Annotated in this window: 11 protein-coding genes; 7 read left to right on the top strand and 4 right to left on the bottom strand. The window is 35.9% G+C overall.

Annotated elements, in window-relative coordinates:
- Positions 1-15 precede the first annotated feature (15 nt).
- A complete protein-coding gene (locus tag WH188_RS05675; RefSeq protein ID WP_168126115.1) occupies positions 16-828 on the top strand; it encodes a hypothetical protein in 813 nt (270 codons plus the stop codon).
- 92 nt (positions 829-920) lie between these two features.
- Here the strand turns inward: WH188_RS05675 and WH188_RS05670 are convergent, their stop codons facing one another.
- Positions 921-1370, bottom strand: coding sequence for a nuclear transport factor 2 family protein (locus WH188_RS05670; RefSeq protein ID WP_339423484.1), 450 nt, complete (start codon positions 1368-1370; stop codon positions 921-923).
- Between the two features lie 832 nt (positions 1371-2202).
- Between WH188_RS05670 and WH188_RS05665 the strand changes: the two genes are divergently transcribed.
- A complete protein-coding gene (locus WH188_RS05665) occupies positions 2203-2763 on the top strand; it encodes a hypothetical protein (protein ID WP_132773319.1) in 561 nt (186 codons plus the stop codon).
- 280 nt (positions 2764-3043) lie between these two features.
- Here the strand turns inward: WH188_RS05665 and WH188_RS05660 are convergent, their stop codons facing one another.
- Together WH188_RS05660 and WH188_RS05655 are read right to left on the bottom strand one after the other, a co-directional pair.
- The gene (locus tag WH188_RS05660) at positions 3044-3946 is read right to left on the bottom strand and encodes an Rpn family recombination-promoting nuclease/putative transposase (protein ID WP_132773317.1); all 903 of its coding nucleotides are present in this window, start codon (positions 3944-3946) and stop codon (positions 3044-3046) included.
- 230 nt (positions 3947-4176) lie between these two features.
- Positions 4177-4557, bottom strand: coding sequence for a nuclear transport factor 2 family protein (locus WH188_RS05655; RefSeq protein ID WP_208696876.1), 381 nt, complete (start codon positions 4555-4557; stop codon positions 4177-4179).
- A 333-nt stretch (positions 4558-4890) separates the two neighbouring features.
- On the opposite strand from WH188_RS05655, the gene WH188_RS05650 reads away from it, so the two are divergent.
- Positions 4891-5451, top strand: coding sequence for a suppressor of fused domain protein (locus tag WH188_RS05650; protein ID WP_208696874.1), 561 nt, complete (start codon positions 4891-4893; stop codon positions 5449-5451).
- A gap of 45 nt (positions 5452-5496) precedes the next feature.
- Here the strand turns inward: WH188_RS05650 and WH188_RS05645 are convergent, their stop codons facing one another.
- Entirely contained in the window at positions 5497-6267 is a 771-nt protein-coding gene (locus WH188_RS05645) for a hypothetical protein (RefSeq protein ID WP_208696872.1), read from the bottom strand.
- Positions 6268-6757: 490 nt separating this feature from the next.
- Here WH188_RS05645 and WH188_RS05640 point away from each other — a divergent pair, with 490 nt between their 5' ends.
- From WH188_RS05640 to WH188_RS05625, 4 genes are all read left to right on the top strand, one after another.
- Positions 6758-7339 (top strand): RNA polymerase sigma factor, encoded by a 582-nt coding sequence (locus WH188_RS05640; protein ID WP_208696870.1) that lies wholly within the window; start codon positions 6758-6760, stop codon positions 7337-7339.
- Positions 7340-7429: 90 nt separating this feature from the next.
- Positions 7430-8452 carry a FecR family protein gene (locus tag WH188_RS05635; protein WP_208696868.1) on the top strand — a complete coding sequence of 341 codons (1023 nt, stop codon included), beginning with the start codon at positions 7430-7432 and terminating at the stop codon, positions 8450-8452.
- Between the two features lie 24 nt (positions 8453-8476).
- The gene (locus WH188_RS05630; RefSeq protein ID WP_339423482.1) at positions 8477-11827 is read left to right on the top strand and encodes a SusC/RagA family TonB-linked outer membrane protein; all 3351 of its coding nucleotides are present in this window, start codon (positions 8477-8479) and stop codon (positions 11825-11827) included.
- A gap of 11 nt (positions 11828-11838) precedes the next feature.
- The gene (locus WH188_RS05625; protein WP_339423481.1) at positions 11839-13221 is read left to right on the top strand and encodes a RagB/SusD family nutrient uptake outer membrane protein; all 1383 of its coding nucleotides are present in this window, start codon (positions 11839-11841) and stop codon (positions 13219-13221) included.
- Positions 13222-13230: the final 9 nt, after the last annotated feature.

Raw genomic sequence — 13230 nt, 5'->3', positions numbered from 1 at the left:
GCTTATGTATACAGGTTGGACCAGTATAAATATAAAAATATACCGATTATTGATAGAAAATCAATTGTAAGTACTCTGTTGCGAGAATATTACATTGATGAATTGGTCTCAGGAAATGAGACCTTAAGTAAGGATCGCTATTATGCATTGAGCCACCATCTTTCAGCCAAAACATTTAATTCGCTAAACAATCGCGATAGATTTAACTACTGTATGATGACACAAGAATACTATATGCAAAATTGTGGAAGTCTTGGTCGATTTAAATCAACAGGAATATACGGTGCTTTTTATCGATCAGATTTACCTTTAGAGTATTGGAGCGATAGACAATTACAATTTTTACATAAGAATAGAAAAGAAATCATTGGTTACGTGGATCAAATGTGGTCCGATTTAAAATTTATTGGTGATAACACAAAAGATCTATTGGTAGAATTGATCATGTGGGAGGAGATCCCCAAAATATTGCAACAAATAGAATTATCTCCTCAAGATAATAGCTTATACTCAGTATTAGTTCAGATTATGATGCGTGCAAAATTCACGATATTTGAAGCTTCAAAAATATATGAACAACTGTATGGCCCTGAGTCTTATATTGCTAGTCAGATCGCAGGTACAGAGGAAAACAGGACAGCAATAGTTGACATGGCAAAAAAATGTTATGCTGAATTGGATGTGATCCCAAATTATAATGTCCCGATATATGTTAGGCAGTCAAGACCATCTTACTCCTCTGACGGGCTTAAGGAGGAATTGGTTACAAGAAAAAAGGATTGGCCACTAAAAAAAGTACAAACTCCTATATTTAAAATTAAATTATAACTTATTGAAATCACTCTTTATATCAAAAACAGATATTCTAAAAAGCCACATCTCACGAGGTGGCTTCTAGTTAATATATGGATTAAACTTGATTACTTATAAGAATTGATCGATTGAGATACTTTCCAATTACCGCCGTCATTGACTAAAGTCACAAGATCTGTTTTGGTAAAACCTTCAAACTGCATCGTTACTTTGGCGATCATATAGTCTGCTGACTCCTGTACGATGGTAGTTCTGGTTTTACAGTTTAATTGCTCTCCTTTTTGTTTTTTCAAGAAGGAGATAACTTCCGAACGGCTATTGGTTTTATCTTCTGATGCCTGAACTTTTTGACTGAAGTCTGCTGTAAACAATTGCTCTACTCCTGCCGATTGTTCTTCTGTCATAACCGCAACGTAATGGTCAATGGCCAAATCTGCTGTGGATACGTTAACTACTGCTTTTTTAGGGTTTGATACCTCTGGTTTGCCTGCTGCCATAGTGAATGTTGATACTGCGATCAAGGCTGCTGCTGCGAATGTTTTTGCTAAAGTTTTCATAATGTCTTTATCTTATATTGTTATTAAGTTGCATCAGCCCCACATCCACCAACTCAAACCCTGATGCCTGCTTTGCAGTTCTATTTGTTTGTTGATTCAAAAGTAGGGTGTTAATCGTCCCAACCCTATGGCAATTAGACTAAACCAACTAAAAACTCGGTGAATGAAGGAAATAGATACGTGAAATTATTTTAAACTTTTTTGAACTATTCTATTTGACAGGTGTTCTTATTATACAAAGCGATAACAAACATACTTTCAGCAGGAAAGTGGATAACGATAAATGACGTAGTACAGTAAATAAATCCAATTGCTTTAAAACAATCTGGATGACGAAACAAAAAAGAGGAAACGATAAGAAACATAAAAATTACTGTGCAGTTAAACGCCAAGATAAAGGGTCTAATGAGAATTAGGCCCTTTTGATGTATATGGATTTTCAAGCATTCGCAACTATTTTACATGATAGATATTTGGTTTTTATATGTATCTTAATGCGGTTAACCTATATGCTTATAATGTTTAAAGTTAAGATTATCAAAAGACAATAGCTACATATGGCATTTAAATGGTGTTTAAATCACAAATTTTTAAAACTTGATTATACGCAATACTAAGAAAAAAGAAATTAAACAAATTATACTTTTTTTTAGTAGTATTCTTTATTGGGATTTCAATCGCACTTGATAATGATTATTTTCAAAATTGAATCACTGGGACTTATATATACGATTTTCCTATATTAACTGTTAATGGTTCCACTGATGATGATTGTACTAACAATGGGGAGTACTTATCCATTGAAAAATACTTTTAATACTATAATATATTTATGAAATTAATTTTACTTATCATCTCCCTTTTTACGCACAACATTTTGCGATCACAAATCAATACCAAAATTGAAGATATTGGAAAAAGAACCACCGAATTTTTAATACAAAGAGGAAAAATCGAAGATTTCAAGTATGCGCTTAAACTTAAAAGTCTGTTTCCAAAAGAAGATTTTTCTAGTTTTAAAGATAGTCCTGCTGAATTTGTCTTAGGAATGCTACAAGGTTCGGAATTGGAATTACCCGTTGCTTGGAATGAACTAAAAGTTAAAGCCAATAAACTGAACATTGATACGAACTCTTCCTATCACGAAACATATTTTGATAAAAAAGGTAGCGACAACTACGTGGTGACTTGTGTAATAAAATCACCTTCAGACTATTTTACATTCAGTTTTAATCTTCTACAGTGGGAAAAAGATATTTATATATCACGATTTTATAAAGACGTAAGGAGATACAAATCTATTAAAGAAGTTAAAACTAATCTTTCTAGCATTGTCGATGATGAAATCGAAAAAGAGATACAAGAAATGGAAAAGGAGAATTATCTAGAATAAGGGTGACTTAAAGTAGTCAATATAGCTACTGGAATTTGTTTTCATAATTGCGTGAGCGCCCACCGAAAAATCCCGAAGAGATCTGCGAAGCAAACAAGACGAAGCTCGCTCCGGATCGCACTCAAAGCATTGACTCCAATAACAGCTGGTGCTGAAAAGAGATTTTTGTGGTGATCGGTTTGATTAAAAAAATACGTAAAGCCGTAAGGAGGATATAAAACAAATAAAGCCATTCTTGACAGAATGGCTTTATTTGTTTATTTTATAAGATCTATTTGATTTATTTCAGCTTTTCAATCTCGTCGATGGTAAGGCCTGTAGCTTTGGCAATCTGTTGAGTAGACAAACCCATCTCTTTCAAATTCAAAGCTGTCTCAATGGCTTTTTTGTGTTCGCCTTGGGCAATACCTTCTTTTAAACCTTCTTTTAAACCTCGATCATGTCCAATACGCTGAGCAGTAGAATAGGTATTCTCTGCATCGCGCTTATGTTTTAAACTTGCTTCGTATGCCATCTTATCCTCCGGTGTTAATTTTGCGACTTCGCCTATGTCAAAGATAAGACCAAATACCCGCTTATCCAAAAAATCCGGTATTTTATCAAGTTTGCTCATGTTTTTCAATAGATATAGCCACATATCCATATCTGTCTTTATATCAGCCTCATTCTTATTAAAATTTGGTAATACTAAGAGCTTGTAACCAAGCTTTTCATAAAAAACAAGATTACTCTGCTTATCGCAAAGGGCAACATCGTAAAAATACTTACCGCGTTCAGTTTCTCCTAACTCAAACTCTAAGATACCGATAAAATATACTTCGGGAAGTTCGTATGTATTTCCCTTATAGCCCTTGGGTATAAGTTTATTGATAAGCCTGGATGTATAAAAAACGGTCCGGTCTTTAAAAAAATCTTGATAAAGCTGTTGCATCTCTATAATGAAATGCTCACCATCAATACCGGTACAATAGAGATCGAAAATGACCTTCCGATCATTTTCAACATCGCCCCCCTGCTCCACTGGCCGATAATGAAGATCTTGAATAACTTTCTCTCCCTCAAAGAGTCCATTTAAAAATCCAATTAAAATAGGCTTATTTTCTTCTCTTCCAAAATAAAATTTAAAGCTCCAGTCTCCACTAAAACCAACATACTTGCCCATGTTACTTTTTGTCTTTTTCATAATAATATGCTTTACTTAAATAATTAATGTTGCTAAGCAAACATCAGAAAAACTAAAATTATTAGCCGGTTATTAAACGTTTGTTGTCGATAGTAGTCGTTTGTTGTCGGCTAGCTGGCAACAAAAGCATCAATTTGTTAACCTAGTCTTGCTTTCCGGACACAAAAAAAGCCACATCTTATGACATGGCTTTAACTAAACATATGTGATTAAACAGTTAATTACTTATACTAGTTGATCGATTGGGATATTTTCCAGTTACCGCCGTCATTGACTAAAGTCACAAGATCGGTTTTGGTAAAACCTTCAAATTGCATAGTTACTTTGGCTATCATATAGTCTGCTGACTCCTGTACGATGTTGGTACTTGTTTTACAGTTTAACTGCTCACCTTTTTGCTTTTTTAAGAAGGAAATAACTTCTGAACGGCTATTGGTTTTATCTTCTGATGCCTGAACTTTTTGACTGAAGTCTGCTGTAAACAATTGCTCTACTCCTGCCGATTGTTCTTCTGTCATAACCGCAACGTAATGATCAATGGCCAGATCTGCTGTAGATAAATTGACCACTGCTTTTTTAGGGTTTGATACCTCTGCTTTGCCTGCTGCCATAGTGAATGTAGATACTGCTATTAAGGCTGCTGCTGCGAATGTTTTTGCTAAAGTTTTTTATCTAGATAATTTGTTATTTAAAGGTGATAAGGCTATCATGAGTATAAATTCTGCAACTAATTACCAATGTACTCATGATGGTTCATAATGTCTTTATGTTATATTGTTAGTTTTATCTTATTTGTTGATTCAAAAGTAGGGTGTAAATCGTCCTTACCCTATGGCAATTAGACTAAACCAACTAAAAAATCGGTGAATGAGGGAAATAGATAGGTGAAGTTGTGAAGATGGATTCAAAATGCTAAATTCAGCACATAAATTGTTTTATAAAATATGATCAATGTTTATAGAGATAAGTTGAAGAGGCATTATGAACAATACTTTGGTATTTCAGGAATTGTGCATAAAATTGATAAGGGACCAATAAATAAACTCGATCCTGAATTTTTCATATTAGAGTTTCCTCCCAATCAGATTCATAATATGTACACCTATTGTACAGTAGGAATGTCATTAAACAGGTGGGATGAAAACTTGATTGAGTTATTCATTTATGCCGCTGAAAAGAATTCATTACTTGTAGACCTTCTCTGCTACTGTGCAAGCTACCATCGAAACGATGCGCCATTGAACTTACATCACACAGTTAATTTAGGACAACCTTGGTTGGGGGAATCGTTATGCGACCATGGCTTTATATCTTTTCCTTATCTGGAAAAACCTGACTTTGAGCAAATAGATATAGATCATAAAACCATCAAATGCTTTTGGTATATTCCTATAACAAAAGCTGAACGGGATTTTAAAATTGAATTTGGATATGATGCTCTAGAGACAATTTTTGAAGAAAAAGAATTAAATTATCTAAGTCCTGAAAGAGCCAGTTTAATTTAAAAATTAACATGTTTTGATTCAAGATTATTGTTCAAAATCTTATTACTATTCTTTCTTTTTGATCACTTCTCCACTTGATGATATTATATTGGTGAATGAATAATCATATACGCGGTGCGTTATTCCCATTTTCTTTAATATTTCTTCAGCATCAGTTCTTATGTTTATCCAGCTCGGATGTTCTTCCAAATATTCCCAATCCCATATCTCACTTGGCATTTGATCGACCTTAGTTTTGAACGTCAGTAGTTCTTGTTTGTATATGATTGGTATTAGGTTATTTCTAAATACCGTTTCGAAGCACACCGGTGTATACGCATATTCCAATTCCTCATAAAGCTCTGTCATTGGGTCGTAAATTGGAGATGCCATAAGTTCCAGTTCTCTAGATTTATAAGTGAACAGAATAAGCGAATTGACGATATTGGTATAGTAAAACCTGACGTGCTTGTCATACTCTTCCAATTCAGACTTAGTAAATCCTAATTCATCAACCTCGTCTATTTCACAAATTTCAGATGCTATCAGGTCAATTTGTTTTCGGCAATAGTTTGCGCTTTCATCTAGCCCTATTTCACTAGCCAATTTGCAAAGTTCAACCCACACTTCTTTAGTAAAATGCGACGGTCCTGTAACACCCAATTCTATCAGACTTTCAATTGCAAGCTCCCACTCCTCCTGATGGTTATATTCTACACTTTGTTGAAAATATTGCTTATCAGCAAATGATTCATTAAGGGAATTAAGCAGTTTTCTTAATCTCTCCTTTATCGAAGGTTTGCTATTCCATCGTTTCAAAAAATCAAATGTACCCATTTTAAATAGACGCTTTAATATCCCTTATCAAATATGTTGATTAATGATGAATATTTCAACATTTAATTCACATAAGAATTCCGTTCTTAAATCATAAAACGATTATTTAATATAAAACAATAATAAATATTGAAAAACTAACAGTATGCAATAAAAAATTCAGCATATCAGTACAATAAAATTTAAATACAATAATATATTCGAAAGTAAAACGCTGTTAAGCTTTCTTCATAAACAAATGTTAACTTCGATTACAAACCAATTGATTATTTACATCATGACAATAATTCTTATTTAAAAAACCAAGAGCACCTCTATCCATTCAAATATTTACACGGCTACAGGCTTCATACGCTTTTTTACAATAGAGATAGGAATAAAATTAACAAAAAAGTTGTCACAAGCCATAAATATTACTATAATTGAAAAAAAATACAATATTATTTAAACATTTGGAAGCCAAAACCAAATGATTCACACTAAAATCATAATGAAAAACGAACATGTATTGCATAGTAACGAGAGTTTACTAGAGCGTCTTAAAATGGGCGATCTGGATGCTTTCAACGTTATCTATGAGCGATACTGGTCCGTTCTAGTGAATGAGTCCTTTAAACGACTTAATAATATGGCTCTTTGTGAGGAAGTGGTGCAAGATGTATTTATAGACCTTTGGCAGCAGAGAGCGGTGAGAGATATCCAGAATCTTGAAGCCTATCTGCGTACCTGTATGAAGTTCAAAGTTTTTGAAGTTTACAAGAAAAACAGGAGAACAAAATCAATGCTCGAAGAAAATCTATCGTTAATGCAGAAACATGAGATTTCCGAATATGATCAATATGCTGAAAAAGATTTAAAATCTCTAATAGAAGAATGGATTGCCCATTTGCCACAGAAAAGAAAAGAAATTTTTAAAATGAGATATCTCGATGAACTTTCTACAAAAGAAATAAGCGAAATGACTGAAAGCTCACAAAATACAATACAAAACCATTTAGGGATCTCCATTGCTAAACTAAGAAAATTAATCATTCAACATTTTTTAGTTTTTATACTAACTTTATTTCATTGATTTCAAGCAAGTTGCAAATAAATCACTTTTAGACTAGTACGATATTCCGATTTAAGTACACTGTATATATAAATACTGTACTAATCAAAAATGGAACATCATAACCCAAGGCTTCAAAATCTCATAGATAAATACTTAAAAGGTAAATGCAACAAAGAGGAAGCGGAAATTGTCGAAAATTTTTTTGAAAGTTTTTCATCACGCCCAGATATCTTGGATCAACTTGATCATGAAAAACAGAATGAAATAAAAAGAAGAATCCAGGAAAATGTCGTAAAGAAAATTTCTCCAACACCCATCCGAAAAATCGGTATGATTAAACTTGCTATTGCCGCGACTGTAGCACTTTTCTGTATTTCTATTGCATATCAATATCTGTACAAAAACAGTAGCTTAAAAAATATAGAAATCAACTTAGCAAACGGACAACAGCGCCATATTACCTTAGAAGATGGAACAAAAATTACGCTAAATGCATCCAGTAGAATTATTTATCCTAATTCTTTTAAAGACTCTTCTAAACGTGAAGTGATTTTAATCGGTGAAGCATTTTTCGATGTCGCTAAAAATCCAAAAAAACCTTTTATCATCCATACTCCTAGAATGGAAATCAGCGTCCTGGGAACTGCTTTTAATGTTCGTGACTATGAAAATGAAAGAAATGCAGAAACTGCTTTAATACGAGGAAAAGTTTCGATATGGAAAACTGGCCATACGGATAAAAAATTTATCTTGAACCCGAATGAAAAGTTTGTGCTCTCTAATGCGATTATCCATAACAATGCACAATCTACCAATCCAAAAGTTGTTTCTCTGCAAAATGCCACAGTTGCAGTCCAGCCTTTAGTTGTCTCAAATCAAGACGGTACTGCACTCGAAACAGAATGGATGCTTAAACGGATGACCATCCGTGATGAAAGATTGGCAGATATTGTTATAAAATTAGAACGCATGTATGGTGTGGAGATACAGATCTTAAGTAGTAAAATCGCAACTCAGCGCTTCTCTGCAACATTTGAAAATGAAGATTTAGACAATATCTTGAAAGCACTGCAGACGGTCAATTACTTCCAGATCAAAAAGACAGGTAACAATCAAATACAGCTATTTTAAAACAAACTAACCTACATAACTCATATGAACAAAACAGTACCTAAATTTAAAAAAGAATCCAGATTGGCACTGCTTCTGGTTTGTCTCAGCACAGTGCATGTGCAGAGTTTTGCCTATTCACAAACTGAAAAAATTGATGTATCCATAAAGTCTGGCAAACTGGAAGACGTGTTTCAGACAATAAATGAAAACAGTAAATACAAAATGTTCTTCAGCAAGGCTATACTTCCCAATTCAACAGTAAATATTATAGCTGACAAAATCAGTATCAAGGACGTACTCTCAAAATCTCTTTCAGGAAGTAATCTGACCTGGGAACTGCTGGATAATAATATAATAGCCATAAAAGAAAAGAAACAAAGTCAGCTACATTTGGCCGGACAAGTACTTAATGAAAATGGTTCTCCGTTAGCAGGAGTATCGGTAATAATAAAAGACTGGCAAAAAGAAGCATATCGTAATATACAGACAAGTACAGCTACTGATGTGAATGGACAGTGGGGATTGAGGATACCCAATGAAGATATCACCATCATATTTTCTTTCATGGGTTACCAGAAGGTGGAGATCTCAGCCAAACAGCTTCTTGCAAACACTACTCCTATCCGGTTGAAGCCTGAAGAAGGCAGTTTAGAAGAAGTTGTCGTCATCGGATATGGAACAACAACACGTCGATTAAATACGGGATCAGTCGCTTCAATTACAGCCAAAGATATTGCATCTCAACCTGTAAGTAATCCCCTGGCTGCATTAGCCGGTAGAATGTCTGGTGTATTGATTGCACAAAATAATGGTGTACCCGGAAGTGCTGTACAGATACAGATCAGAAACCAGGCTTCATTAAGCGGGACGACCTCAGGATCTATTCCTCTGTACGTTATTGATGGCGTACCTTTCACTAATTTTAACGGCGGTCAACCTGCAACCGACAATCTAAACTCTTTTGGTATTTCTGGATCTTCTGGCGGTCTAAGTCCATTTAGTATGATTAATCCTTCTGATATTGAACGTATAGATGTACTCAAGGATGCCGATGCCACAGCAATTTATGGTAGCCGTGGTGCCAATGGTGTCGTATTGATCACAACAAAAAAAGGATCATCGGGACGCACGCGCATCGGTGTTAATTTTAACACTGGATTTACGGAAGTTAATCGATTTATCCCGATGATGAATCTGGAAGAATACCTATCCTTGAGAAAAGAAGCTTTTGTTAATGATGGTACGGTACCAACTGCAACAAATGCTCCAGACCTTTTGTTGTGGGACCAGAATAAATCTACAGACTGGCAAAAAATGCTGATCGGCAATAAAGGTCATATTACCGATATGCAAGCGAATATGTCCGGTGGAAATGAGTCTACACGCTTTTTCTTTAACTCCGGATACAGACGCGAAAGCACGGTATTTTATGGAGACAGTAAAAATAGCAGGTTTACCTCTCGTCTCAACCTGGATCATACGTCTGCAGACAAGAAGTTTAATGCGGCACTATCTGTAAGTTATGCCAATGATAATTCGGATATGCCATCTTCGGATATTACTTCCATGTACAACCTGCCTCCCAACTACCCTATTTATGATGACAACGGCAGATTTTATTGGCTACCGTCATCAGCAGGGATCAACAATCCTATTGCTATGCTCAACAGAAAATACATAGGAACTACGAATAACCTTATTTCAAATGCAAACTTGAGTTATAAGATTATCCCTGGACTGACCGTGAAAACAAATTTCGGGTACACCATAACACAGCTGAACCAAAATAACCAGACACCGATTTCGTCCTTAAATAATACCCTGACGAATCCATTGGGCTCTTCTGCTTTTTCCAATACAAAAGCTGAGAACTGGATTATCGAACCCACATTGGATTACCTCAAAAATATAGGTCAGGGCAAACTAACAGCATTGATCGGTACGAGTTTTCAGCAGAATTCCTCCCGTTCGCAAACAACTAATGGCTCCAACTACAGCAATGATGCTCTTTTAGGATCGCTTAGTGCAGCGGGAACTTTCACAGCGAACAATAATCTTGTTTATTATAAATATAATGCTGTATTTGGAAAAGTGAATTACGAATGGAATGAGAAGTATTTATTTAACGGAACATTCAGAAGGGATGGTTCTTCACGTTTTGGTCCAAAAAACAGATTTGGAAATTTTGGTGCAATCGGCCTAGGCTGGGTATTCGGAAAAGAAGATTTTGTGCAGGACAAGCTGCCTTTTCTCAGTTTTGGTAAACTGAGAGCTAGTTATGGTACGACCGGGAACGATCAGATATCAAACTACATGTATCTGCCGCTCTACTCCTCTGCTACGGCCTATCTAAATAATCCTTCGATGAACATTGGGACGCTACCTAATGAATATATCAAATGGGAAACGACCAAAAAGATGGAATTTGCACTGGATCTTGGCTTCTTGAGAGACCGTATCTTATTCACCGGTAACTATTTTAGAAATCGTTCAGGCGACCAGATAACCGACGTTATCCTAAGTACTCAGGTTGGGTATAACAGTTATAAGGCTAATCTTCCTGCACTTATTCAAAATACAGGTCTGGAATTGGAATTGAATACCACCAATATTGCTACAGAAAATTTCACATGGAAAACATCGGCCAACTTCACATTCTATAAAAATAAATTAGTGGAATTTCCAGGAATTGAAAATACGTTTTATGCAAGCAGTTTTCTAGTTGGAGAACCGCTTAATCTGATCCGTCTTTATCATTATCAAGGGGTAGATGAAACAACTGGCAGAGCAACTTATGAGGACCGTAATGGTGATGGAGTTATCAATGGAGATGACCGTTATGTTGCTGATTTAGGAACTCCATTTTACGGTGGATTTAACAATACGTTTTCATACAAAGGATTTGAGCTGGGCGTATTTTTCCAGTTTAACCATCGATTTGGAGTAACCAAAATTTTAAATACAAGACCTGGAGCAATGGTTAACCAGAATGAATACTGGCTTGGAAGATGGTCTCCAACAAATCCGAATACAGATATTCCTGGTGCGATCACCCCGTCATCACCAACTTCTACACCTTCAGGAACTGCTTTAAATAATTCATACAATCTATACAGTAGCTCTGATGCTGCGTACGGGGATGCATCTTATATTAAATTGAGGTCTATAAATCTTTCATATAACCTGCCAAAAAATTGGACTTCAAGATTGAAAATGTCCAATTGTAGTGTATTTATGCAGGGCCAGAATCTGTTTACCTGGGCAAAAAACAAGTATGTACTGGATACGGAAACTACAGTTCAGGGCGGTCCATCTGGTTTAGGTACAGGAACTATCTCACAAGTGCTACCTCCATTGCGCACAATTGTCTTTGGATTTAACTGTCAATTTTAAAACGTACAACAATGAAATTTAACAATAAAATCATCATATCGCTTATCCTAACCAATGGGGCACTTTTATTTAGTTCTTGCGAAAAATTTGTGGATCTTGGTGCTCCACCTACTCAGGTTATCACTGGAGATGCATTTGCATCTGATGCATCGGCGAACAGTGTGATCCGTGGATTGTATAGCACAGTATTAAATATTAACTTGTCTGGCACGACGACATTTTTTACTGGAATAGCGGCAGACGATCTTCAATATAATGCGACAGATGCCGGTATAACAGAGTTTGCAAGTAATAATATCTTAAATACAAATAATAATGTGGCTAACCTGTGGTATAATGGTTATCAATTAATCAAAAATACCAATAATGCCATCTCAGGCTTGGATGCATCCAATTCCCTCACGCCAACGATAAAAGATCAGCTGATAGGTGAGGCTAAATTTTTTCGAGCTTATGCTTATTTCTATCTTGTGAATCTATATGGTGATGTGCCTTTACAATTACGGGATGACCTCTATGCATTTGAAGATGCTTCTCTACCAAGGGTGGGTAAACAGCAGGTCTATGATCAGATCGTCAGTGACCTCAAAGATGCAGAGAGTAAAATGCAGACCAACTATGATGCAACTGCCAGTCCAAGAGGACGGGCAAATAAAGCTGCCGCCAGCGCCCTGTTGGCTAGAGTATATTTATATCAAAAAGACTATCAAAATGCCGAATTGTACGCAACCAAAGTATTGCAGTCTTCTGATTATGGGATGCCTGCTCCAGACAAAAACTTCCAAAACACCAGTAACGAGGTCATTCTTCAATTGGGAAATCTGACGGGTGTCACGACTTTCGGAGCAAACTATATTACTGCGGCAACCGCTGTCCCAGGTTATACCCTTCCAGATGCTGTTTATAACAGTTTCGAGTCCTCACCGACAGCGGATCTCAGAAAAACGAACTGGACGAGCCTTAAATCCATTTCAGGCAAGAATTACTACGCCATTACCAAGTATAAAGTTGCTTCGGGAACAGGGGCTGAATATCATATCATGCTACGGTTGGCTGAACAGTACCTTATACGTGCAGAGGCCAGAGGCAGACTCAATAATCTTACCGGTGCACGCGCTGATATTGATGCTGTACGTAGTCGTGCCGGATTAACGGGTATCAATAGCGGCAGTAACCAAACACAGCTATTGACCGCTATAGAAACAGAGAGACTCCATGAATTTTTTGGCGAGTATGGTCACCGCTGGCTTGATCTTAAGCGTACTGAACGTGCTACCGAGGTTCTTTCTCCCGTTAAATCAAATTGGCAATCCACAGATGTACTTTTTCCAATTCCACAGGCTCAAATTCTAATCAATACTAAACTGACTCAAAACCCTGGATACGAAAACTAAATTATTATC

This window comes from Sphingobacterium sp. MYb388 (assembly GCF_037479535.1).
GTDB lineage: Bacteria > Bacteroidota > Bacteroidia > Sphingobacteriales > Sphingobacteriaceae > Sphingobacterium > Sphingobacterium anhuiense.
Note: the sequence above shows the minus strand (reverse complement) of the source record. Positions and strands in the feature narration are given on the sequence as shown.